This window comes from Curtobacterium sp. 1544 (assembly GCF_040544915.1).
Classification (GTDB): domain Bacteria; phylum Actinomycetota; class Actinomycetes; order Actinomycetales; family Microbacteriaceae; genus Curtobacterium; species Curtobacterium pusillum_C.
In genome coordinates this window covers 19,654-42,390 of sequence record NZ_JBEPKX010000025.1, presented here as the reverse complement: position 1 = coordinate 42,390, position 22,737 = coordinate 19,654, and the positions used below count along the sequence as shown (strand labels likewise).

At 72.9% G+C, this 22,737-nt stretch carries 23 protein-coding genes; 10 read left to right on the top strand and 13 right to left on the bottom strand.

Features of this window, described 5'->3' with window-relative positions; translation table 11 throughout:
• The first annotated feature begins 22 nt into the window (after positions 1–22).
• The 5 genes from ABIC61_RS13900 to ABIC61_RS13880 are packed head-to-tail and all read left to right on the top strand — an operon-like array spanning position 23 to position 5,240.
• Complete coding sequence (locus ABIC61_RS13900; protein WP_144754387.1) at positions 23–817, top strand: DeoR/GlpR family DNA-binding transcription regulator; 795 nt, start codon at positions 23–25, stop codon at positions 815–817.
• Positions 807–1,859, top strand: a complete 1,053-nt coding sequence (locus ABIC61_RS13895; RefSeq protein WP_354030375.1) for a M20 family metallopeptidase — start codon at positions 807–809, stop codon at positions 1,857–1,859. Before ABIC61_RS13900 ends, ABIC61_RS13895 begins: the two co-directional genes overlap by 11 nt.
• Positions 1,856–3,598: an allophanate hydrolase gene (gene atzF / locus ABIC61_RS13890; protein WP_354030374.1), complete on the top strand. Its 1,743-nt coding sequence runs from the start codon at positions 1,856–1,858 to the stop codon at positions 3,596–3,598. The genes ABIC61_RS13895 and atzF overlap by 4 nt, the downstream gene beginning before the upstream one ends.
• A 41-nt stretch (positions 3,599–3,639) precedes the next feature.
• Positions 3,640–4,389, top strand: coding sequence for a helix-turn-helix domain-containing protein (locus tag ABIC61_RS13885; protein WP_354030373.1), 750 nt, complete (start codon positions 3,640–3,642; stop codon positions 4,387–4,389).
• Positions 4,386–5,240: a Fic family protein gene (locus tag ABIC61_RS13880; protein ID WP_354030372.1), complete on the top strand. Its 855-nt coding sequence runs from the start codon at positions 4,386–4,388 to the stop codon at positions 5,238–5,240. Before ABIC61_RS13885 ends, ABIC61_RS13880 begins: the two co-directional genes overlap by 4 nt.
• A 59-nt stretch (positions 5,241–5,299) precedes the next feature.
• Here the strand turns inward: ABIC61_RS13880 and ABIC61_RS13875 are convergent, their stop codons facing one another.
• From ABIC61_RS13875 to ABIC61_RS13865, 3 genes are read right to left on the bottom strand one after another with little or no spacing between them, the layout of a single operon-like run.
• Positions 5,300–6,490, bottom strand: coding sequence for a M28 family metallopeptidase (locus ABIC61_RS13875; protein WP_354030371.1), 1,191 nt, complete (start codon positions 6,488–6,490; stop codon positions 5,300–5,302).
• Positions 6,490–7,167: a TenA family protein gene (locus tag ABIC61_RS13870; protein WP_354030370.1), complete on the bottom strand. Its 678-nt coding sequence runs from the start codon at positions 7,165–7,167 to the stop codon at positions 6,490–6,492. Before ABIC61_RS13870 ends, ABIC61_RS13875 begins: the two co-directional genes overlap by 1 nt.
• Positions 7,149–7,898 (bottom strand): glutamine amidotransferase, encoded by a 750-nt coding sequence (locus tag ABIC61_RS13865; protein WP_354030369.1) that lies wholly within the window; start codon positions 7,896–7,898, stop codon positions 7,149–7,151. The genes ABIC61_RS13870 and ABIC61_RS13865 overlap by 19 nt, the downstream gene beginning before the upstream one ends.
• Before the next feature lie 156 nt (positions 7,899–8,054).
• On the opposite strand from ABIC61_RS13865, the gene ABIC61_RS13860 reads away from it, so the two are divergent.
• Positions 8,055–9,053 carry a LacI family DNA-binding transcriptional regulator gene (locus tag ABIC61_RS13860; RefSeq protein ID WP_354030368.1) on the top strand — a complete coding sequence of 333 codons (999 nt, stop codon included), beginning with the start codon at positions 8,055–8,057 and terminating at the stop codon, positions 9,051–9,053.
• 5 nt (positions 9,054–9,058) lie between these two features.
• On the opposite strand, the gene ABIC61_RS13855 is transcribed toward ABIC61_RS13860, so the two are convergent.
• The 3 genes from ABIC61_RS13855 to ABIC61_RS13845 form a co-directional block, all read right to left on the bottom strand.
• A complete protein-coding gene (locus tag ABIC61_RS13855) occupies positions 9,059–9,934 on the bottom strand; it encodes an alpha/beta fold hydrolase (RefSeq protein ID WP_354030367.1) in 876 nt (291 codons plus the stop codon).
• 100 nt (positions 9,935–10,034) lie between these two features.
• The gene (locus ABIC61_RS13850; protein WP_354030366.1) at positions 10,035–11,162 is read right to left on the bottom strand and encodes an AraC family transcriptional regulator; all 1,128 of its coding nucleotides are present in this window, start codon (positions 11,160–11,162) and stop codon (positions 10,035–10,037) included.
• Positions 11,159–11,347: a hypothetical protein gene (locus tag ABIC61_RS13845; RefSeq protein ID WP_144754417.1), complete on the bottom strand. Its 189-nt coding sequence runs from the start codon at positions 11,345–11,347 to the stop codon at positions 11,159–11,161. The genes ABIC61_RS13850 and ABIC61_RS13845 overlap by 4 nt, the downstream gene beginning before the upstream one ends.
• 225 nt (positions 11,348–11,572) lie before the next feature.
• On the opposite strand from ABIC61_RS13845, the gene ABIC61_RS13840 reads away from it, so the two are divergent.
• Both ABIC61_RS13840 and ABIC61_RS13835 read left to right on the top strand, forming a co-directional pair.
• Positions 11,573–11,923 carry a GntR family transcriptional regulator gene (locus ABIC61_RS13840; RefSeq protein WP_144754420.1) on the top strand — a complete coding sequence of 117 codons (351 nt, stop codon included), beginning with the start codon at positions 11,573–11,575 and terminating at the stop codon, positions 11,921–11,923.
• On the top strand, positions 11,920–12,876 hold the full coding sequence (locus ABIC61_RS13835) for a DUF1648 domain-containing protein (protein WP_354030365.1): 957 nt from the start codon (positions 11,920–11,922) through the stop codon (positions 12,874–12,876). Before ABIC61_RS13840 ends, ABIC61_RS13835 begins: the two co-directional genes overlap by 4 nt.
• Positions 12,877–13,194: 318 nt before the next feature.
• On the opposite strand, the gene ABIC61_RS13830 is transcribed toward ABIC61_RS13835, so the two are convergent.
• A complete protein-coding gene (locus ABIC61_RS13830) occupies positions 13,195–13,953 on the bottom strand; it encodes an SDR family NAD(P)-dependent oxidoreductase (RefSeq protein ID WP_354030364.1) in 759 nt (252 codons plus the stop codon).
• Between the two features lie 82 nt (positions 13,954–14,035).
• On the opposite strand from ABIC61_RS13830, the gene ABIC61_RS13825 reads away from it, so the two are divergent.
• A complete protein-coding gene (locus tag ABIC61_RS13825; RefSeq protein ID WP_354030363.1) occupies positions 14,036–15,634 on the top strand; it encodes a D-apionate lactonase family protein in 1,599 nt (532 codons plus the stop codon).
• On the opposite strand, the gene ABIC61_RS13820 is transcribed toward ABIC61_RS13825, so the two are convergent.
• From ABIC61_RS13820 to ABIC61_RS13795, 6 genes are read right to left on the bottom strand one after another with little or no spacing between them, the layout of a single operon-like run.
• A complete protein-coding gene (locus ABIC61_RS13820; protein ID WP_354030362.1) occupies positions 15,624–16,541 on the bottom strand; it encodes a phosphogluconate dehydrogenase C-terminal domain-containing protein in 918 nt (305 codons plus the stop codon). The two genes, ABIC61_RS13825 and ABIC61_RS13820, sit on opposite strands and share 11 nt — an antisense overlap.
• Positions 16,538–17,371, bottom strand: a complete 834-nt coding sequence (locus ABIC61_RS13815) for a sugar phosphate isomerase/epimerase family protein (RefSeq protein WP_354030361.1) — start codon at positions 17,369–17,371, stop codon at positions 16,538–16,540. The genes ABIC61_RS13820 and ABIC61_RS13815 overlap by 4 nt, the downstream gene beginning before the upstream one ends.
• Positions 17,368–18,159, bottom strand: coding sequence for a triose-phosphate isomerase family protein (locus ABIC61_RS13810; protein WP_354030360.1), 792 nt, complete (start codon positions 18,157–18,159; stop codon positions 17,368–17,370). Before ABIC61_RS13810 ends, ABIC61_RS13815 begins: the two co-directional genes overlap by 4 nt.
• Entirely contained in the window at positions 18,156–18,644 is a 489-nt protein-coding gene (locus tag ABIC61_RS13805; RefSeq protein ID WP_354030359.1) for a ribose-5-phosphate isomerase, read from the bottom strand. Before ABIC61_RS13805 ends, ABIC61_RS13810 begins: the two co-directional genes overlap by 4 nt.
• A gap of 10 nt (positions 18,645–18,654) precedes the next feature.
• On the bottom strand, positions 18,655–20,373 hold the full coding sequence (locus ABIC61_RS13800; protein ID WP_354030358.1) for a dihydroxyacetone kinase family protein: 1,719 nt from the start codon (positions 20,371–20,373) through the stop codon (positions 18,655–18,657).
• Positions 20,370–21,743, bottom strand: coding sequence for an MFS transporter (locus tag ABIC61_RS13795; RefSeq protein WP_354030357.1), 1,374 nt, complete (start codon positions 21,741–21,743; stop codon positions 20,370–20,372). The genes ABIC61_RS13800 and ABIC61_RS13795 overlap by 4 nt, the downstream gene beginning before the upstream one ends.
• A gap of 165 nt (positions 21,744–21,908) precedes the next feature.
• Here ABIC61_RS13795 and ABIC61_RS13790 point away from each other — a divergent pair, with 165 nt between their 5' ends.
• Entirely contained in the window at positions 21,909–22,649 is a 741-nt protein-coding gene (locus ABIC61_RS13790) for a FadR/GntR family transcriptional regulator (protein ID WP_079238696.1), read from the top strand.
• The last annotated feature ends 88 nt before the right edge of the window (positions 22,650–22,737 follow it).

Sequence of the window (22,737 nt, the reverse complement as noted above, 5' to 3'; positions counted from 1 at the left end):
GGCGACGGAGGGGCGGCACGACGTGGGTGACAAGCGCGACCAGCGGCTGCTGCGCATCGTCGAGATGCTCGAGGAGGGCGGGAAGGTCGAGACCGCCACGCTGAGCCACGAGCTCGGCGTCACCGAGCTCACGATCCGCCGCGACATCGACCACCTCGACACCCAGGGCATCGCACGCCGGGTGTACGGCGGTGCGGTGCTCGCCGCCGGGCGGAGCTTCGAACCGCCCTTCAGCCTGCGGGTGCGCACGAACGTCGCCGAGAAGCAGGCCATGGCCCGCGCGGTCGTCGACCTGATCCCGCGCAAGGCGAACGTGGCGATGGACTTCGGCACCAAGGCGTACCACGTCGCGATGGAGATGCGCGGCCGCCACCTGCAGGCCCTCGTCGCACCGACGAGCGTGCAGGTGATGGAGGTCCTCGGACAGGAGGAGGACATCCACCTGCTCGTCCCCGGCGGCGAGCTGAAGGCCGGCGAGCTGAGCCTGCACGGTTCCGCCACCGAGCAGTTCTTCCGCGCGCACCGCTGGGACGTCGCGGTCGTGAGCGTCGCCGGCATCAGCGCCGAGAGCGACTCGGTGACCGACTTCGACGAGACCGACGCGCGACTGAAGGCCACCATGATCGGCAGCGCGGACCACGTCATCGTGCTCTGCGAGGGCCGGCACCTCGGCCAGGTCTCCTTCGCCCCGGTCGCCACGCTCGACGGTGTCACCACCGTCGTCACCGACGCCGTCGGCCCGAACGACACCGCCGACGCGCTCGAGCAGCGGGGCATCCAGGTCATCCGTGCGCTGGAGACGCACCGTGTCGACTGACGTCGTCGACCTCACCCGCCGCCTCGTCCGCATCCCCTCGGTCTCCGGTTCACCCGGCGAGTCCGACGTGCTCGAGCTGCTGCTCGGGACGTTCGACGACCGGTACCGGGTCCGGACGCTGCGGGGGCCGGACGGTGGACTGCGGGCGGTCGCCGTCGTGCCGGCGGTCCCGACCGGCCCGCTGATGGTGTTCACCGGCCACGTCGACGTCGTCCCGACGGGCGATCCCGACGCCTGGGCGCGGCCGCCGTTCTCCGGCGACCTGACGGACGGACGCGTCTGGGGCCGGGGCACCACCGACATGAAGGGCGGCGTCGCCGCGATCGTCGCGTCGCTCGACGCCGCGCCGGCCGGCAGCGCCGTGGCCGCACTGTTCACCGTCGAGGAGGAGACCGGCAGTCGCGGCGCCGCCGACGCTGCGACCCTGCTCGACGGACTCGACACGGGCCTCCTGGTCGTCGCGGAACCGACCGACGGACGCGTGGTCCGCGGCCACCGTGGCGTCACGTGGCTGCGGGTCGTCACCGACGGTGTGGCAGCGCACGGCAGTGCCCCGCACCTCGGTCGGAACGCGATCTCGGGGCTCACCCGGGTGCTCGACCGCGCCGCAGCCGAGGGCACCGGGTGGGACACGCTCAACGTCGGGACGATCGGCGGCGGGACGGCCGTCAACGTCGTGCCCGACCTCGCGTGGGCCCGGGTCGACCTCCGGACGACCGACCCGCTCGCCGACCCCGCGGCGTGGTGGCGGGAACAACCGGACCTCGCCGCGGTCGAGCCCGAACTCGCCCTGCCCGCCGTGCTGCTCGACCCGGACGACCCCGAGGTCGTCCGACTCGGGATCGAACCCGACGACCGCGTCGTCGGGTACTTCACCGACGCCGCCGTGCTGACCGGCGCGCTCGGCTGCGACCGCGTGGTGCTGCTCGGCCCGGGTCAGACCGACCTGGCACACCGCCGCGACGAGTCCGTCGCGGTCGACGCCCTGCACCGCGCCGTCGCCGACTACACCGACCTGATCACCCGATGGGACCACCGATGACGACCACCACACCCACCACCGGTGCCGCGACCGCCGCGGTCGAGCACGCGCTGACCCGCCTCGCCGAGGTCGACCAGCCGGAGATCTGGATCACGCTCCGCACCGAGGTCGAGCTGCGCGAACTCGCCGCCGGGATCGACGGACGCCGCGCGGCGGGCGAGGACCTCCCGCTCGCCGGGTGGACCGTCGCCGTGAAGGACAACATCGACGTGGCGGGGCTGCCCACGACCGCGGCGTCGCCGGAGGTGCTGCACACGCCGGACGTCAGCGCACCGACCGTCGCCCGACTCGAAGCAGCCGGAGCGGTGGTGGTCGGCAAGACGAACCTCGACCAGTTCGCCACCGGACTCGTCGGCGCCCGCTCGCCGTACGGGGTGCCACACGCCGCCGGCGATGCCACCCGGGTCTCCGGCGGGTCGAGCGCCGGGTCCGGGCTGGCGGTCGCACACGGCATCGTCGACGTGGCACTCGGCACCGACACCGCGGGATCCGGCCGGGTGCCGGCGGCGTTCAACCACGTCGTCGGGATCAAGCCCACGCTCGGCGTGTTCCCCGTCGACGGCGTCGTCCCGGCGTCGCCGAGCTACGACACCGTCTCGGTGTTCGCCGCCGACCTCGCCACGGCCGTCGTCGCGGCCGACGTCATCGCCGCTGCCGGCTCGCCGCGGCCGTGGCCCGCCGATGCACCGCTCGCCGCCCGCGTGACCGGTGCCGCGCCGCGCGTCGGCGTCGCCCGTCCACAGGACCTCACGCCGATGTCCCCGGCTTGGCGGGCGGCGTACGACGACACCGTCGCGGCCGTCCGGGCGAGCGGTGCCGAGGTCGTGGAGCTCGACGTCTCCCCGCTCGTCGACGTCGCGGTCCTCCTCTACGGCGGCGCGCTGCTGGCCGAGCGCGCCCAGGCGTTCGGGGACCGGCTCGCCGACCTCGGCGACCGTGCGGACCCCACCGTTGCCCGGATCGTCCTGCCGGCGCGGGAGTTCGCCGCGGTCGACCTCGTCCGTGACCAGCAGGCGCTCGTCGCGGTCCGGGCGAGCTCCGAGGCGCTGTGGGACTCCGTCGACGCGCTGCTGCTCCCGACCGCTCCGGGACACCCCACCCTCGCGGAGCTAGCGGCCGACCCGGTCGGCGTCAACGCCTGGGTCGGGACGTACACGAACTTCGTGAACCTGCTCGACCTCAGCGCCCTGGCGGTGCCCGCCGTCGGGTCGACCCGGGACGCGCCCGTCGGGGTGAGCCTGATCGGTCCGGCCTTCGCCGACCTCGCGTTGGCCGACCTGGCGGTGCGCACGGGACTCGCCGACGACACCGGACCCACCGAGGCGTTCTGGGGCGCCGGGCACGTCGACCTCGTCGTGTTCGGGGCGCACCGCACCGGGCAGCCCCTGCACCACGAGGTCGCCCGGACGGGTGCGCGGCTGCTCGGCACGGTGTCGACCGCCCCGGTGTACCGGATGGCGCGACTCGCGACGACGCCACCGAAGCCGGGCGTGTGGCGCTCCGACGCCGACGGCGCATCGATCGTCGGCGAGCGCTGGGCGTTCCCGCGCGCCGGGTTCGCGGACTTCGTTTCGGGGCTGGCGGCGCCGATGGCGATCGGCGTCGTCGAGCTGGCGGACGGGTCGAGTGTGCTCGGGTTCCTGTGCGAGCCTCGGGCACTCGACGGCGCCGAGGACGTCACCGGGCACGGCGACTGGCTCGCCGTGCCACCCACTCCGGTCATCGATTCTCATTCGTGAGACACTTGGCGTCCGATTCTCAATCGTGAGACACTGGTCGCATGCGGTACCGCGATGCGCTCGAGTCCTTCCGGGATGCTGGGGCGGCCAGCGTCCAGGAGCTCGCCGCCCGGGCGGGCATCAGCCGACCCACGATGTACCGACTGCTCTCCGGTGCCGTTCCGCGCGCGGACGACCTCGAAGAACTCGCACTCGCGACGGGCTGGGATCTCGACATCAGCCTCCGTCCGCTCTCCGACCCGCTGGCCGCGGTCGCCGTCCGCGTCCTGCTGGGCGACGAGGCGTCCCTGCCGTGGGCGGCTGAATCCGAACCATGGCAGGAGCGACTCCGACGGTTCGTCGCCGCTCGGCCGAACAGCGACCGGGACATCGCGCTCGTCGACGAGGCCGGTCGCGCCACCGCTCCGGCGAGACGCCCCGGTGCGCACCGCCTGCGGGGGGACGACTGGAGCATCGACCGCCTCGTCTCGGCGGGCCGGGCCTCCGGGAGACGCTGGGCGCTGTCCGGGTGGGCAGCCCTCGACGGGCTCGGCATCGATGCGCACGCCCCGACGATCATGTGGGTGGAGGACGCGCACGCGGTGGGACAGCTCCTGCACGACAGCTTCCGATCGACCAGGTCGGACGACGCCGACCTCATCGTCGTCCCGGCGCACCCGTCCGTGTTCGCCGGGACCACCGCGGTCTCCGACGTCGAACTGGTCGCCCCACTGCAGGCGTTCATCGACACGGCGGGACTCGGCGGGGATGCACGGGACCAGGTGCTGGCACACCTGGAGCGAGTCCGATGAGCGACACGCCTCGGTGGGCCGTCGGCTCGGAGCAGTACGTCAGACGTCCCGAACGCCCCGCACACGTCGACGCATCGGTGTCCACCGTCTCGACGCCGGACGACACCCGCGCAGCGACGGGCGTGCGGTGGGATGCGACACGGATCGACTTCGGCCGCATCCGTCAGACCTCGACGGCGCGGTCGCGGTTCCGGTTCGAGCGCTCGATGCCGGACCTGGTCTGGAACGCAGCCGCGCTCGAGGGGAACACGTTCACCCTCCCCGAGGTGCGCACGCTCCTGGACGGCGTCACGATCGGCGGCAAACGCATCGAGGAAGCAGAGCAGGTGCTCGCCCTCGTCGATGGGTACGGCCGTCTGGACGATCTGGTGGGGCGCGGTGCGTTCACGCTGACCAAGGAGACCTCTGACGACCTGCACGGCCGGGTCGCACGCCACGAGGCGATCGAGTCAGGAGCGTTCCGGGGTGAGGGCGTCACGGGTGGCGGCGGGGCGGTGCAGCTCGCGAACGGCGGTTCCGTCGAGGGCGTGCCACAGGAACAGCTGCAGGAGCGCTTGGAGGGGATGCTGGACTACCTGGACACGCTTCGTGATCCACGCGAACGGGCACTCGGCTACTTCGCAGCGGCGACCCGGTCGCAGTTCTACTTCGACGGCAACAAGCGCACCGCTCGGTTGATGATGTCGGGCGTCCTCATGGCGGCGGGGTACGAGGTGGTGAACGTACCGTTCGCGCGCAAGTACGAGTTCAACCAGGCGCTCGACGAGTTGTTCACCGACGATGACGCGACGCCACTGATGGCGTTCATCGCGGACTGCGCGACCACCCCGGCGCCCGAGGCGGCGGACTGACCCGAACGAGCACTGACCCGAACGAGCACTGTCCCGAACGAACACAGCCGTGATCGACCTCAGAGCAGACCGGGCGCCGGCGTGCGCTCGGGCCGGGGCATCGTCTCGGCGAGCGACCGCGCGAGCGGCACGGTCCACGCGATGTTCCGCGCGATGGCCGGGTCCGGGACGTCCTCCGGCTGGTGCAGCCGGTGCAGGTCGTTGAACGTGCAGAACACCGACGGGATCCCGGCGGCGTGGAACGAGGCGTCGTCGGTGCCGCGGGTCGGCGGGAAGCGGTCCACCGTGGTGAGGGTCCGTGCGGTGGCGCGGGCGTACGCGCGGATCGCGTCCCGCACGGCGAACCCGAACCGCTCCGGACCGACGAACGTCTCGAGGTGGTCCCCGCGGCCGAGACCGTCGATGTTCAGCACGAAGTCGATCGCGTCGCGCGCGGCCGGGTCGAGCTGCTCGACGTGGTGGCGGGAGCCGAGCAGGTGCCACTCCTCGGCGGTGAACCACACGATGCGCACGGGGCGTGGTGGCGGTGAGACAGCCCAGAGCCGTGCGAGTTCGAGGAGCGCGATCGATCCGCTGCCGTTGTCGTAGGCCCCGACGGTGTTGTAGAAGGAGTCCAGGTGGCCGCAGACCACGACCGTGCCGGACACCGCGGGGTCGGACGAGCCGGGCTCGGACGCCGCGATCTCGACGATCAGGTTGTCGGACACCGAGCGGTCCCGCGGCCCGGAGTCGAGCGACACCTCGACCGTCACCCGCTCGTGGTCGGCGATCCACTCGGCGAGCTGCAGGCCGTCGAGCCGCCCGATCGCCAGGTGCGCGACACCGTCGTCGGAGCCGGCGGGCAGGGGCTGGGGTGCCGCGGGCCCGTCGTCCCGTGCGTGCACGACCGCGGCGATCCGGCCACGGGTGTCCCGCACACCGAACCGCTGCCACACGATCGAGTCGCCCCAGATCCCCTCGGGGCCGAGCACCTCGAGGTGACCGCGGACGACCCCGTCGGTGCCCGCGCTCCAGAGCATGGGCCACGCCGGGAGTTCCCGCTCGACGGGCGCGGTGACGAGCACACGCCGTACGGTGCCGGGGTGCCAGCCGGGCAGCGAGACGGGCTCACGGCGGACGGCGTGGCCCATAACGACGAGTTCGGACTCCACCCAGGCGCTGGCGGCCCGCATCGTCTCGGTGCCGTGGAACCGCGGTCCGTGGGCGACCAGGGCCTCGAGCTGGGACAGGGCGTGGGCTTCGGTGGTCATCAGGTCCTCGTCGGGTCGGCGTAGACGGAATCGTGGAAGGCGTCCTCGGCGCGGAGCGTGTCCCGGAACCAGCCGATCACGGTGTCGTCGTCGATCGCCTCGGGGATGGCGTCGACCGCGGCGGCGAGGGCTCGGACCCCGGCGGCGAACGGGGGCGCGGCGTGCAGGGCGATCCAGGCCTCGAGGTCGGTGAACCGCTCGACGGGCACGGCCGCCGCGCGGCCGCACCAGCCGGCGTACAGCGTCTCGGCGGCGAACATCGCGGTGACGGCTGCGGGTGCACCGTGCTCGGTGGTGAGACGGAGGACGTGGGAGGCGAGCACCTCGGACCGCGCGACGGCGTCGGCGAGGTGATCCGCGCCTCCCGGCCAGCGGACGCGCGTCGCGCGGAACCAGCCCAGCTGTTCGCCGACCAGCGCACCGACGGTCCGGGCGTGGGCGGCGGACTCCGACCAGTCGGGAGCCGCCCACGTGAGGTAGCCCGTGACGCGGGTGGCGGTCCGGACGAAGCGCTCCTCGATCGCCAGGTAGGCGGCGAAGGCGTCGTCGTCGACGGTGCCGTCGGTGGCTTCGCGGACGAAGCGCACCTCGGCGGAGCGGGCGAGCGCACCGGCGCACGCGGCGACCACCCGCTCGCTGCGTCCGTCCGGCACGAGGGTCACCGAGCCGTCAGCCACCGGACGAGCCCGTCGAACAGCGCCGGGTACCCGGCCCACGTCTCGCAGAACGCCGGCGGCGCCCAGTGCGGCGAGCAGTCGCTCGTGAAGACGGCGGTGCGCCCGGCGCCCTCGGTGCGGACCGCCACGAGCGGGTCGCCGTCGATCGTCACGGGGACCTCGGCGTCGGCCTTGGCGGTGAGGCGGTTGTACCCGAGGAGCGCCGGCCAGGCGCCGTCGACGCCCGACAGCACGGGGTGGGCGGCATCGTGCACGACGGCGACCGAACCGGCGGGTCGCTCGACGCGGTCGTCGTACGGGGCGATGTCCACCGGGAGCACGTCGGCGATCCGGGTGCCGGCGTACGCCCCGCGCGCCTGCCAGCCGGAGAACGACAGGTAGCCGCCGATCATGAGGAGTGCGCCACCGGCGGTGACCCAGTCGGCGAGGGTCGCGATGCGGTCGGCCCCGGCGACCGAGCGCTCGAACACGCCGGGCGCGAGCTGCAGCGAGTTCGCGCCGATGTCGGAGAGGACGACCACGTCGTACTCGGCAAGTGCCTCCGGGGTCTCCGGGAAGTCGGTCGGCACGAGGTGGCCGGGCAGGTGCACGACCTCGTGGCCGGTGGCGGTGAGGGCGGTCCGGAGCTGCGTGACGCCCTCGGCGTAGGAGTGGACGGTGAACTCGTCGACGCCCTTCGCGTGGGTCGTGGTCGTGATCCAGCTCTCGCCGGCGATGAGGATGCGGGCCATGGGGTGTCCTGTGGTTCTCGTTCGGGGTCGGGACGATCGCGTTGGCAATCGATTGCCCTGAAACGCTATCCGGAGCGGCGTGCGCATGGGTTACGGTTGCGTTACACCGGGCCTGGAGGCTCGGCAAACGTTCCCCAGAAACCCTCCGGAGACCGCATGGCCGTCACCCTCGCCGACGTCGCCGCCCGCGCGGGCGTCTCGACCACGACGGCGTCGCGTGTCCTGGCGCGCTCACGCGCGGTCTCCCCCGGCGTCCAGGCCGCCGTCGAACGGGCGTCGTCGGAGCTCGGCTACGCCGGCAACGGGGTCGCCCGCGCGCTCCGACGACAGCGCACCGACGCCGTCGGCATGGTGGTCCCGAGCATCCGGAACCCGTTCTTCACGGCGCTCGTCGACGCGGTCGAACGGACCCTGCAGACCACCGGCCGGGTGCTGTACCTGTGCGACGCCCGCGACGACGTCACGGTGGAGGCACAGCACCTGCGGTCACTCGTCGCGCGCGGCGTGGACGGGATCGTCGTCAGCCCCTGCGCCGACGGCCGGAGCACCGCCGCCGTGGTCGAGGCGGCGGCACGCGTCCCGCTCGTGCAGCTCGACCGACACGTGCCCGAACCGGTGGCGGACTGGGTCGGGCTCGACGACCGCGCGGCGATGGACCTGGTGGTCGACCGGCTCGCAGCGCGTGGGGTCCGCGCCGCGGGGTTCGTCACGGCCGCGGTGGCGAACTCGTCCACCCGCGAGCGCGCGGCGGGCTTCGCCGACGCCTGTGCCCGTGTCGGCATCCGCACCGACCCGGCGTGGACGGTGACCGGAGCGTTCACGATCGCGGACGGCATCGCGGCCGGGCAGCGGTTCGTCGAGCTCGGTGCCGGGCGCCCCGATGCCGTCGTCTGCGCGGACGACCTGCTCGCCATCGGGGTGTCGCACGCGCTCCGGGGCGCCGGGCTCGACATCCCCGCCGACGTCGCGGTCACGGGCCTCGACGACCTCGAGTTCGCCCCGTACGTGTCCCCGCCGCTCACGACCGTCCGCCAGCCGACCGACCGGATGGCCGAGGAGGTCCTGCGGCTGCTCGACCGTCCGCCCGGTGCGACGCGGACGCCCGGCACCCGGATCGCGCTCCCGCCGACGTTGGTCGTCCGCGCGTCGGCGTGAGGCGTTCAGGCCTGACGGAGGTGCTCGCGCACGCGGGCCTGCACGGCCTCGGCGTCGGGGTGGTCCCAGAGCGCGAAGTGCGTGCCGCCGGGGAGGACGGCGAGTTCGGCGCCGGGCACCTCGGCCGCCGCACGGGCGCTGTGCGACGGGAGCACGTCGGTGTCCGCGTCGCCGTGCACGAGCAGCGTCGGGGCACGGACCGCCGCCAGGCCGAGGTCGTCGATCGCCCCGAGGTTCCGGACGTCGGTGTCCCAGCCGTCACGGTGCGGCCCGGAGGTGTTGCCCGTCCGGGCGAGGTCGAGCACGAACGCCCGACGGACGGGGTCGTGCAGCACGCCGGCGACGTGGTCCCGCAGCGCCGACCCGCGCAGCGAGCTCTCGCCGCCCACCGCCAGCCGGACGACCGTCCTCGGGAGCAGTCGCGCGGCCGCCCGCGCGAGCGACGCCCCGAACGCGGTGCCCCCGACGAGCCGTTCCGGCGCGGAGACCTCCGGCGGTGCCCAGGGTCCGGTCAGTCCGGCGGCCACCACGAGGGACCGGACACGATCGGGGTGACGGACGGCGAACCGGTAGGCAGCCGGGCCGCCGCCCGACCAGGCGAGCACGCCGACCCGGTCGATGCCGAGGTCGTCGAGCACGGCCGCGTACAGGTCGGCCTCGTCGTCGAGCGACGGGGCGTCGGTCGGGAGCGGTGTCCGGAGGTACCCGGGCCGGGAGAGCGTGACGACGCGGAAGTCGGTCGACGGCAGGAACCGCGCCATGATCTCCGCGACGTCGATGCCACCGGGCGTCCCGTGCACGACGAGAACCGGTGCGCCGACGCCGCGGGTGGCGATCTCGGCACCGGCCGCGGTCGCGGCCGGACACGTCTCGGGCTGCATCACCCGACGATATCCGCGCGACCACGGGACGGGCTGGGCGGGACCACGGAACGCACCCCGTGCCTCCAGTCCGTCCTGATGGTCGACTCAGGACCGGTGGTCAACCGAGCAGGGATGCCCGCCGGTCGGTGCCGTCGGTCCGCTCCGAGACGGCGATGAGCCGACGGCGGCCGCGGAGCGTGTCGCCCGGGTACTCGCCGTACGTCGCGTAGTAGGCGCCGGAGAACCGGCCCATGTGCCGGAACCCGCAGGACTGCGCGACCGCGGCGACCGACGTCTCCCGCGCATCCGCGAGCTGCAGACCGAGCCGCGCCTTCTCGAGCCGGAGGTCGCGCAGGTACCCCATCGGGGTGCTGCCCTCACGCCGCTGGAAGGCCTCCTGCAGGGTGCGGACGCTGACCTCGGCGGCGGCGGCGATGTCCGTCGCCGCGAGCGACCGGTCGAAGTGCGCGTACATGAAGGCCTTCGCGCGGGCCAGGGTGCCGACGGGGACCCCGAGGTCGAGCTCGTCCGGGGCCGGCCGGAACGCGTCGAGGGCAGCCTCGGCCAGTCGCAGGTCGAGCACCGCCCGGTCGCCGTCGACCACGTCGACGTCGAGCATCGGGCGCGCGATCTCGCGGAGGACGGACTGCAGCGGGGCGAGGCGCTCCGGGGACACCGCCACCGGGAAGCCGAGGGGCATCGGCGCGGACTCGGTGCCGACGACCGCGACGGCCTCCAGGAAGTCGGCGTCGAAGTGCACGAAGTGGACGGTCCCCGGGTCTGCGGCCACCCGGAAGGAGCGACCCGCCGGGAGCATGACGGGGACCCCGGCGTGCAGGCCGACGGGTTCGTCGCGGTCGCCGTCGATCGTGACGTTCCCCTCCACCGACCACGCGAGCAGGTACTGCCGCTGCGGGGCGAGGAGGCCGGCCCGGCGTGCGGAGACCGACGAGGTACGGAGGCTCACGCGACCGTCGCCCGTGGCCCGGTACCGGAAGCCGAAGCCGGTGCCGTCGAGGGCGACGGCGAAGTCGGGGCTGTCGTAGACGCCGCGGTAGAACGCGACCGCCTCGTCGGGGTCGGTGCCGCTGCGGACGGTCTCGCGGACCGCGGTCTGGCGGAGTTCCTCGGTCGGCACCCCGGTGAGCGGGCCGACCGGCTCGGCGCGAGCGGACTCCGGGCCGACCGGCTCGGCGCGGGCAGACTCCGTGCCGTCCGACGCCGGTCCGGCGGTCGCGGTGGTCACGTGCGCTCCGCTCCGTCGAGCCGACGGGTGCGGGCACGAGGGCGTCCGCCGTTGCTCATGAGGTCGGCGAGCGAGGGCTCCGACTCGACCGGCACGGCCCATCCACGCCGTGTCGCCTTCCGGAGGTGCCGGTAGGTGGTCACCCGGACCGGCTGGACGTCGTCGTTCGATTCGTACGTGGTCATGCCGTGCTCCCTGTTCGAGACCCCTGGTTCCGCGTCGGCTTCTTCGGGTTGGCCGGACGTCCAGGACGGTCCTCGGGGTCACGGAGGTGTCACGGGAGCGCCTCTGGGACGCAGAGTGAGATCGTCGTTGTGCGTGACGCTACGCGCACCCCGGACAGCGATGCGGACCGGGCACCCAGTCCGCGCTATCCGGACGCCAGCGCATTGTTCGCATACAATGCGAACATGTTGATCACCGTCGACCCGGCTGCGAAGGCATCGCTCGCCGAGCAGGTCGCCGCCCAGGTCCGGTACGCCATCGCCCGCGGTGAGCTCCGGAGCGGCGAACGCCTGCCGTCCGCGCGCGACCTCGCCGCCGCCGTCGACGTCAACATGCACACGGTGCTCCGCGCCTACGCCCAGCTGCAGGACGACGGGCTCATCGAGCTCCGCCGCGGCCGGGGTGCGACCGTGCTCCGGTCCGGCAACGCGTCGTTCGACCGGCTCCGCACGCTCGTCGTGGAGCTCCGTGACCAGGCGGAGACCCTCGGGGTCCCGCTCGACGACCTGTTCACGATGATCAAGGGGGCACGATGACGACACGATCGATGGGGACCGGGGCACGGGTGGCGGTGGTGGCACCGTCCGTCGTGGTGGCGGCAGCGCTCGTCGGGGTGGCCGTGACGGTCGGGCCGGGACTGCCGGGCCGGGTCGCGACGCACTTCGACGGCAGCGGCACGCCGAACGGGTGGGGGTCCCCGTGGGTGTTCTTCTGGATCACCGCGGCGGTCGCGGTCGGTGCGGTCGTCCTCGCGGTCGCCGCACTGCGGTTCCGCGACCGGCGCACCGCCGCGATGCTGACGCTCGTCGCGCACCTGCTCGCCGGCGTCCTCGTCACCGTCTGGATCGTGATCGCGCTGACGAACACAGCCGGCGACCCGACGATGCCGTGGTGGTGGACCGTGGTCGCACTCGTGGTGGCGGTCGCCGCAGCCCTGCCGCCGGCGCTCGTGCTCGTCCGGGCCGCTCCCCCGGTGCCCGCGCACGACGTCCGGCCGCTCGACGTGGCTCCGGACGCCCGGGTCGCCTGGCGGGCACGGATCGGCAGCCGGTTGTTCGCCGGGATCGGCGCCGCGGTGGTGCTCGTCGGAGCGCTCGCGACGTGGCTCACGGCGACGGAGGACCTCGGCATCGCGGTGTTCACGGGCGCCCTGATGGTGCTCGCGGGGCTCTCCGCGTTCGTCCTCGCCCGCGTCGAGGTCACCGTCGACCGGCGCGGGATGCGGCTCACCTCGACCTGGACGCGGATCCCGCTCATGCGCGTGCCGCTCGACCGCATCGAGTCGTGCGGCTTCGAGGACGTCTCACCCGGACAGTGGGGCGGGTGGGGCTACCGGATCTCGGGGCGCGGTGTCGCGTACGTGGCGCGGTCCGGACCCGGGCTCGTCGCGCGGCTGCGTGGCGGGGGCGCCCGGATGGTGACGGTGCCCGACGCCGAGCGCGGCGCGGCGGCGCTCGGGGCGCTGCTCGCGGCGCGCGAGTCCGCGTAGCGCGGGACGCGGCGCGCGGCCCGTTCAGTGAGCAGAAATCGTCGGGTCCGCGATCTGGACCCGACGATTTCTGCTCACCGTCTGCGGCCTGGAGGCGCGTGGCGGGCCCGCCCCGTGCCTCCAGTCCGGTGTTCAGTCCGTCCCGCGGAAGCGACACGTTGCTCGGAAGCCGCGCGGTCACCGTCGCGAGGGCGACAGACTGCCGCGGAACCCCCGCGGGAATCTGTCGCTTCGGCGGAACCGGCCGGCCCGCCAGGCCGGACCCGGCCAGACCCGGCCCGGTCCGGCCAGGCCCGGCCCGACCCAGCGCAGCCGGCGCTACAGGCTCGTCATGCCCCCGTCGACGCGGAACACCGCACCCGTCGCGTACGCAGACTCGTCGCTCGCCAGGTAGACCATGATCCCGGTGACGTCGTCGGGCGTCCCGGGGCGACCGAGCGGCGTCCGCGACACGATCGCCGCGCGCGCCGAGGGGTCGCCGGAGATCGTCGACACGAGCGACGTCTCGGTGTAGCCGGGCACCACGGTGTTCACCCGGATGCCGTCCCGCGCGTACGCCATCGCCGTCGCCCGGACGAGCGCGTGGATGCCGCCCTTCGTCGACGAGTAGGCCGCGAAGTCCGCTCCCTCGCCGTTCAGCCCGGTCGGGGACCCCGTCGCGATGATCGACCCGCCACCAGCAGCGAGCATCGCCCGCACGGCGTGCTTGATGGTCAGGAAGGTGCCGGTGAGGTTGACCGACACGGTGCGGTTCCAGGTCTCGAGGGAGACGTCCGCGACCTTGGCGTCGTGACCGAAGAGCTGGACGCCGGCGTTCGCGACGACGACGTCGGGGGCGGCTCCGCGGGCAGCGAGGTCGGCGAACCCGGCTGCGACGCTGGCCTCGTCGGCGATGTCCACGGTGAGGGCGATCGCCCCGTCCCCCGCAGCCTCCGCCGCGCCGGCCGCTGCGGACGCGTCCCGGTCGGCGTAGACGACCCGTGCCCCCTCGGCGACGAAGCGGTCCGCGATCGCGCGGCCGATCCCCGCTCCGGCACCGGTCACCAGCGCGGTCCGGCCGGTCAGTCGTGCGGTCATGCGTGCGCTCCGTCCTCGGAGCACCCTTGCTCCACGAAGCCCATCATTGCGCAACCGGTTGACCGACTGCTAGCAAGGGACCATGAGCGACGATGCCTGGGGCGACACAGCCGACCCGACTGACGAGGTCGTCGTCGCCGGACCCTGGCGGTTCGTCCTGCGGGGCGCCGAGATCGCCGACGTGACCCACGACGGGGTCACCGTCCTCCGGGCGATCCGGTTCGTCACCCGAGACCACGACTGGCGCACCGCTGACGACACCGTCCTCCGCCGCACGGTGGAGACGGACGACGACGTCCCGAGCGCCCACGTCCGCATCGACGCGACGAGCAGGTACGACGACGTGCCCGTGCTCGAGTACCGCCTCGACGTCGCCCTCGACGGCGGCACGGTGCACGTCGACGCCGTCGGCACCACGACCACCGCGTTCCGCCGCAACCGCATCGGCGTGGTCGTCCTGCACCCGCCGACCCTCGCGGGGACGCCGTGCACCAGCCGGCACCCGACCGCGCCACCGACCGCGAGCACGTTCCCGGTCTGGATCGCACCGCACCAGCCGGCCACGGACGTCGTCGGGTACGAGTGGATCGTCGACGGCATCGACGTCGACGTGTCCCTCGCGGGCGACGGCTTCGAAATGGAGGACCAGCGCAACTGGACCGACGCCTCGTTCAAGACGTACTCGACGCCGCTGTCCGAGCCGTTCCCCGTCGCGCTCGACGCCGGCACCGCGATCCACCAGTCCGTGACGCTCGCCTGCGGTCCGTCGGGCAGGCCACGGCCTGGAGGCACGGCCTCCCCCACCACGGACCTCGCGCTGCTCGACGGCGCGGCCTCCACCCCCGTGGGCACCCCGCCGACGATCCAGCTGCTCGCCGCGTCGGCCCCGGCCGCTGCGCGTCCGGACGACCTCGCGCTCGCGCGCGGCGTGCCGATCCTCGTCGAACCCGTCCTCGGCGACCCGAACGTCGCCGCGGTCCTCGCCTCGGCGCGACACGACGCCGGTGACGCCCCGCTCGACGTCCGGTTCGTGACCGACGACCCGGCCCTGCTGCGCGCGGCGATCGACGACGTGCTCGAGTCCGGGCCGGTGGTCCGGGTGGGTGCGTTCGATCCGTCGACCCACGTGACGACGCCGGCGCTCCAGCGGGCACTCCGTGCGGCGGTCGCGGCGCACGGCGACGGCCTCGGCGTGGTGGCCGGCACGCGCGCGCACTTCACCGAGCTGAACCGCACGATCGACCTCCACAGCGACTGGGACGGCCCGCTGACCTTCAGTGTGACGCCGCAGATGCACGACCGGTCCCGTGCCCAGGTGACCGAGTCGGTGCGGATGCAGCGCTGGGTGGTGAGCAGTGCCTCCAGGCTGGCCGCCGGCAGGCCGCTCCACGTCGGACCGGTGACGCTCCGGCCACGGTTCAACGCGGTCGCGACGTCACCACGTCGGATCGTGACGGACGCGTCCGTCGCGTCAGGCTACGGGCCGCAGTTCGTGCCGGACGCGACGGATCCTGAGCAGCACTCGGCGGCGGCCGCGGCGTGGTTCGCCGCCGCGGTGGCGGCGCTCACGGTGCCCGGCGTCGCCTCGATCACGCTCGCCGAGGCGTGGGGACCACGAGGAACGCCCCGCCGGAAGGGGGTCGGCGGGGCGTTCCGGTCAGTGGGGCCGATCAGCGCTTGACGGCGTCGATCTTCAGCATCTTGGCGATGACCGAGTCGAGCTCGCTGTCGTCGAAGACCTGCTTCCAGTCCTCCTTGATGAGCTTCTCGCGGCCGTAGCCCATCGCGATGTGGCACGCGTCCGAGAACGGGTTCGATCCGCGCAAGCCGTTCGTCAGCGCGATCCAGGTGTGGCCGTAGAGCATGGCTCGGGCGGCCTCGCGCGGGACGCCGACACCGGTGACGGTCTCCTCGAGGGCGTCGTTGAGGAAGTCGCCGATCATGCAGGCGATGGTCTCGACGAGGGTCGGCTCGAGCACGGCCAGCTGCTTCACCGTGACCCAGTGCACCTGGATGACCGGTGCGTACATGGTCGTGATGACGGCCTCGGCGATCGCCTTGGCGCTGTCGTCGGCATCACCGAGCGACTCGGACGCGTCGAAGGCCGCGATGACCTCCTGCGGGGCGGCGATGCCACCGAAGGTGTCGTCCCACTCCTCCTTGGTCGTGCGCTCGAGGAACACCGACGGGTGGCACGGGTGCGCCACGGCGTAGTGGATGTCCTCGCGCTTGGCGAGCAGGCCCGCGTAGGCGGCGGCCGGGTCGAGCGTCAGGATCGTGGCGCCGGCCTTCATGGCGGGGACGAGCTGCTCGGAGATGCTGCCGAGCAGGACGTCGGGGACGGCGAGGATCACGACGTCGGCGACCTTGGCGGCCTCGACACTGTCGGTGAGCGACCGGCCGAGGGCCTCGATGCGCTCCTGACCGGCGGGCGAGGCCTCGCTGTACAGCGTCGTGTACTCGCTCTTCGCGAAGTTGTTCGAGACGCGGGTGCCCATCTTGCCGCCGGCACCGATCACGGCGACGGTGACGTCGGCCGTACCGGATCCGGCAGCGACGGTGTGGGTGGTGGTGACGGTGTCGGTCATGATTCCTTGCTCCTGATGTACTCGATGGTGTGTTCGGTCCACTCCGCCTCGATGCGGGTGGTGGTCTGTGCGGGGTCGTCGGTGTTGCCGACGGACGTGTCCTGCCAGGGCAGCCAGAACTCGATGACCCGGTTGATCCCCCGGGCGTCCGGGTCGATGGCGGCGCGGACGGCGTCGTGGTCCAGGACCCCCGTGCCGGTGCGGACGCCGGTGTACTGGAACCCGACCCAGCCCGGCGAGCGGGTGAAGCCGGAGTCCTTGACGTGCCAGTTGACGACGTACGGAGCCGTCATCGCGACGACGTCGGCGGGCTGCTCGAGCCGCGCGACGGTGTTCGCCGGGTCCAGGCAGACGCCGAGGCGGTCGGACCCGATCGCCCGGACCACGGCCACGAGGTCAGCGGTCGCCACCACCTCGTAGGTCTCCAGCGCGAGTGTGACGCCGGCGGCCTCGTAGGCGGGCAGTGCCTGACGCAGGCGTCGCTCGGTCTCGGCGGCGTCGGGCTGGTCGTCGCCGCTCGTCCACATCGACCGGACGAGGGTCGCGCTGAGCACCTGCGCGATGTGCAGGTACCGCGCGAGGTGCGCCGGGTCCGTGCCACGGGTGCCGACCTCGAGCGTGAGCCCGAGCTCGTCGGCCAGGGCCCGGATCGCGGCCAGGCGGTCGTCCGACGCGGTGTCGAGCGGCAGGTGGTCGCAGATCTGGAAGAGGTCGACGCCGTCGTGCGCTGCCGCGTCGCGGAGCGCGTCGTCGAGGGACATCGGCGACGGCACACGGTCGGACATCCGCCAGAAGTAGGCGTAGGTGGACAGGCCGAGCAGAGAGGTCATGCGGTCGCCTCCAGCTGTGCGGCTTCGTCGAGGATGGTGCGGATCGCCTCGGGGTCGTGCGCGAAGCGGCCGAGGAACAGCCCGCCGATGCGCCCCTGCCCGCGGGTGAGCAGGCCGGGTCCGGCGCTGCCGCCGTAGATCGCGGTGCTGCCCTGCAGTTCGGGGCGCTTGGCGAGGTACTGCTCGATGCCGGCCAACACCTCGACGATGTGGTCGTCGGGCGCGGGTGCCGGAGCGCCGATGGCCCAGACGGGCTCGTAGGCGGCGATGACCGGGCCGGCGAGGCCGTCCGCGGTCGCGGTCGCCAGGAACCGGTCGAGCTGCGCGGTCACCTCGTCGACGGCGGTCTGACCGGAGGCACGACTCGCCTCGCCGACGCAGATCAGGGGACGCAGGTGGTTGCGGAAGGCGGCGTGCACCTTCCCCGCGATCTCGTCGTCCGTCTCGTGGAACAGGGACCGCCGTTCGGCGTGGGCGATCTCGACGAGGTCGACGCCGATCGCACGGAGTTCGGCGCCGGACACCTCGCCGGTGTACGCGCCGCTGTCCGCCCACGCCAGGTCCTGCGCGCCGAGCGTCACGGGGGCGTCTCCGATCACCTCGCGCACCGGGACGAGCGCGGGGAACGTCGGGATGACGAAGAGCTCCACCGCGCCGGACCGCACCGCGGGGTGCGTCCGGGCGATGTCGGCCACGGCGGCCGCCCACTCGAGCGTCCGGGCGTGGGAGAAGTACATCTTCAGCGACACCCCGATCGTGATCGGGGCGGCTGCCGTGGTGGCGCTCACCGGGCGTCGGTCCCGACCGGGGCGGAGCCGTCGTAGGTGCAGATGGCGTTGACCTTCTCGGCGCTGGCGCTCGTCGGGTCGAAGGTGTAGCCGAGCCACTCCTTCGCCATGCGCCGGGCGACCTCGACGCCGACGACGCGCTGGCCCATGCAGAGCACCTGGGCGTCGTTGCTGAGGATCGAGCGCTCGACGCTGAACGAGTCGTGCGCGGTGACGGCACGGATGCCGGGGACCTTGTTCGCCGCGATCGCGACGCCGAGGCCGGTGCCGCAGATGAGGATCGCGCGATCCGCCTCGCCGTTCGCGACGAGCCGTGCTGCGTCGACCGCCACGTGCGGGTACGCGGTGTGCCCGTCCGCGTCGACACCGACGTCGGTGACGCTGACCACCCGCGGGTCCTTCGCCAGGTCGGCCTTGATGATCTCCTTGTAGTCGAAGCCGGCGTCGTCCGAGCCGACGACGATGCGGAACTGCTGCTCGGTCATGGGGACTTCCTTACTTCTCGGCCAGTGTCGCGAGGACCGCGGCGGTGATGAGGGCGAACGAGATCGCGCCGGCGTCGGGGGTGCCGACCGCGTCCTCACCGTGGGTGCGGGCGCGGCCCATCCGCGGCAGCAGGTCGGCGGTGGCGTCCGCCGCCGCTGTGGCGGCGGCGGAGGCGGCGGACCAGGCGGTGACCAGGTCGTCGCCGGCCGCGGTGCGGGCGGTGAGCACCTCGTCGAACGGGACGAGTGCGTCGACCATGGTCTTGTCACCGGGGACGGCCCCGAAGGCCAGGACGGCCTCGGCGGCAGCGTGCACGGCCTGCGCGACGGTGGCACCCGACGGACGCTGGTCGTCCCCGAGGACGCGACCCAGTGCCTCCAGGGCGGCTCCCCAGATGGCACCGGACGTGCCGCCGGCCTTGTCGGACCACGCATCGCCGGCGACGGTGAGGACGGAACCCGCGCCGGCGCCGCGCGCGGCGGCGTCCTGCGCGGCCGCGTCGGCGGCGGTGGACCCCCGCTGCATGCCGATGCCGTGGTCGCCGTCGCCCGCCACCGCGTCGATCCGGCCGAGCTCGTCGGCGTGGGCATCGATGGTGGCGCGGACGGCGGTGATCGCCGCCGCGACGCGGGCGGCCGACGCCTGCGACTCCTCGGAGCCCGGCGTGATCGGTGCCTGCTCGTCGGCTGCGAGGGTCTCGGCTGCGACGCGCTCCTGCGGGACGGCACCGCCCTTGCGGTAGGCGGGGCTGTCGGCGGGCGCGGCCCAGAGCTGCTCGAGTTCGTCGTCGAGCCAGAAGAGGGTGAGGGAGACCCCGGCCATGTCGAAGCTCGTGACGAGCTCGCCGACCTCGGGCTCGACGATCTCGACGCCCGCTTCCCGGAGCCGGCGTTGGACGGCACCGAAGACGACGAAGAGCTCCTCGTACTTGACGCTGCCCAGGCCGTTGAGGATCGGGACGACGCGCGCCCCGTCGACGGCGACACCGGACGGCAGCTCGGTGAGCAGCTCGTCGACGAGCAGGTCGGCCAGTCCGGACGCGGTGGGGACGTCGGCTTCGTCGATGCCGCGTTCGCCGTGGATGCCCATCCCGATCGCCATGCGGCCCTCGGGGACGGTGAAGAGGGGTTCGTCCGCACCGGGGAGCGAGCACCCGGAGAAGGCGACGCCGAAGCTGCGCGTCCGGTCGTTCGCGCGGGTGGCGACGGCTGTGACGTCATCGAGGCTGCGGCCCTGCTCGGCGGCGGCACCGGCGACCTTGAAGACGCAGAGGTCACCCGCGATGCCGCGGCGCTTGTGGGCCTCGGCGCTCGGGGCGCTCGCGACGTCGTCGGTCACGCGGACCGTGCGGACCTCGATGCCCGCTGCGGTCAGGGCGTGTGCCGCGGCGTCGAAGTTGAGCACGTCGCCGGCGTAGTTGCCGTAGCTCAGCAGGACCCCGCCGCCGTGCTCTGATGCCTTCGCGACCGCGGTGACCTGCTGCGCGCTCGGGCTGGCGAACAGGTTGCCCATCGCCGCACCGGCCGCGAGCCCGTGCCCGACGAGGCCGCCGAACGCCGGGTAGTGGCCGGAGCCGCCGCCGACGACGAGTGCGACGGTGCCCTCGGGGCTGGTCGTGGCGCGGGCCACACCGCCGTGCACCTTCCGCACCCGGGACTGGTTCGCGGCGACGAAGCCGTCCACCATCTCGTCGGCGAAGTCGGCGGGGTCGTTGAACAGGCGGGTCATGCGGTGGTCTCCTGGACGGTCTGCTGCGGTTCGGCCGCTTCGTGCTGCTTGGTGTTCCGGGCGAGCGTGAACATCAGGACGCTCGACAGGACCATGAAGAAGCCGACGATGAACATCGGGACCTGGTAGCCGCCGGTCCACTCGCTGACGGCACCCGTGATGTACGGGGCCGCGAAGCCGCCGAGGTTGCCGACGGTGTTGATGAGCGCGACACCCGCGGCCGCTGCGGCACCGGTGAGGAACTGCGTCGGCACGGTCCAGAAGTTCGGCAGCGCGGCGAAGATCGAGCACGCGGTGATCGCGATGACGGCGACCGTGGCGGCCGGGCTGTTCATGTAGAGCGCGACCGGGATGCTCAGACCGCCGACGAGCGCCGGGACCGCGATGTGCCACACCCGCACGCCGCGGCGGAAGGCGTCACGCGACCAGAAGTAGAGCACCACGGCGGCGGGCACGTACGGGATCGCCGTGATGAGGCCCTTCTGGAACAGGTCGAACGTCGTGCCGAACTGCTCCTGGAAGCCGTCGATGATGGTCGGCAGGAAGAAGCTCAGCGCGTACAGGCCGTAGATGAAGCCGAAGTACACGGCGGCGAGCATCCAGACACGACCGGAACCGAAGGCGGCGCGCAGGCCCCCCTTGCCGTGTGCGTTCCCCTCCTTCTGGCTGTTCTCCTTCGCGAGGGCGCCCTCGAGCCACAGCTTCTCGTCCTCGTCGAGCCACTTCGCCTGGGACGGCTTGTCCTTGAGCACGAAGAGGCACAGGATGCCGACGATGATCGCCGGGATCGAGACGCAGAGGAACATGAAGCGCCAGCCGGCCAGGCCGCCGAGCATGCCCTCGTGGGTCATCAACCAGCCGGCGAGCGGCGATCCGATGACGCTGGTGAGGGGCTGCGCCAGGTAGAAGAGCGCGAGCATCTTGCCGCGGTGGCGTGCCGGGACCCAGGTGGACAGGAACAGGATCGCGCCGGGGAAGAACCCGGCCTCGGCGATGCCGAGCAGGAAGCGCAGGCCGACGAGCTGCGGGTAGTTCTGCACCCACGTGAACAGCAGCGAGACGATGCCCCACGTGATCATGATGCGGGCGAGCCAGACCCGGGCGCCGAACCTGTGGAGCGCCAGGTTGGACGGAACCTCGAGCACGAGGTAGCCGATGAAGAACACGCCGGACGCGAAGCCGAACTGGGCGGCGGTCAGACCGAGGTCCGCCTCCATGCCGTTCGGGGCCGCGAAGGAGATCGCGGTGCGGTCCAGGAAGTTGATGAAGAACATCAGTGCAACGAACGGCACGATGCGGATCGCGATCTTGCGGATGGCCGTCTTCTCGACGACCGAGGTGGGGATGCCTCGCGTGGCGGGGATGTCCACGATGACTCCTGCTCGGTGGGGTGGTGCTCCGCGGGGCTGCTGCGCCGGGCACGGAGGTGGCGCATCGGTGCGCACGGACCAGTGTGCGCGGTCGTCCAGAAGTTGTCAACCGGTTGACCAAACGGATCGAGGCCGAACCGGTTGACCGAACGGTACGCTCACTGCATGCCCGCGTTCAGCCCGGACGACCCGCTCAACATCCGACTCGAACTCGAGTCGGTGCCCGCGGGGTCGCCCGCCTCCGAGGTCGCCCGACAGCTCGTCTCCCTGCTCACCGCGGGCGAACTGGCCCCTGGTTCGCGGCTGCCCTCCGAGCGGCTCCTGGCCGAACGGCTCGGCGTCGGGCGGTCCGCCGTGCGCGAGGCGTTGGCCGCCCTCGAGATCCTCGGCATCGTGCAGATCCGGCCGGGTTCCGGCACGTACCTGCAGGGCGGCACGTCGGACCTGCTGCCGACGACCCTGTCGTGGGGGCTCATGCTCGCGTCGAACCGCACGCGGGAGCTGCTCGAGATCCGGTCCTCGCTCGAACGGACGGCCGCGATCCTCGCCGCCCAGCGTGCGACGCCCGCGCAGCTCGAGGAGCTCCAGACCTACATCGACCGACAGCACGAGACGCTCGACGACCCGGACGCTTTCATCGACGCCGACGTCCGGTTCCACGTCCTGCTCGCGCGCTCGGCCGGGAACGACGTCCTCGCCGACCTGCTGCAGAGCCTCCGCTCGATGCTCAGCGTGTGGGTCGGCCGTCGTGTCCGCACCCGCCAGGCGACCGAGGCGGCGTACGAGGAGCACCGGGCGATCCTCGACGCACTCCGCGCCGGGGACGTCCTCGCCGTGCAGCGGGCGATGGACGACCACATGGCGACGGCGAGCGCCCGCATCGAACACGCGGGCCCGGCCGACTGACACGGGGCGGGCCACCGGCACGGCTCCCTCGACCCGCGAAAGCGACATCTTGCCACCGCGCCCGACCGTCGATCCCGCGAGAGCGACA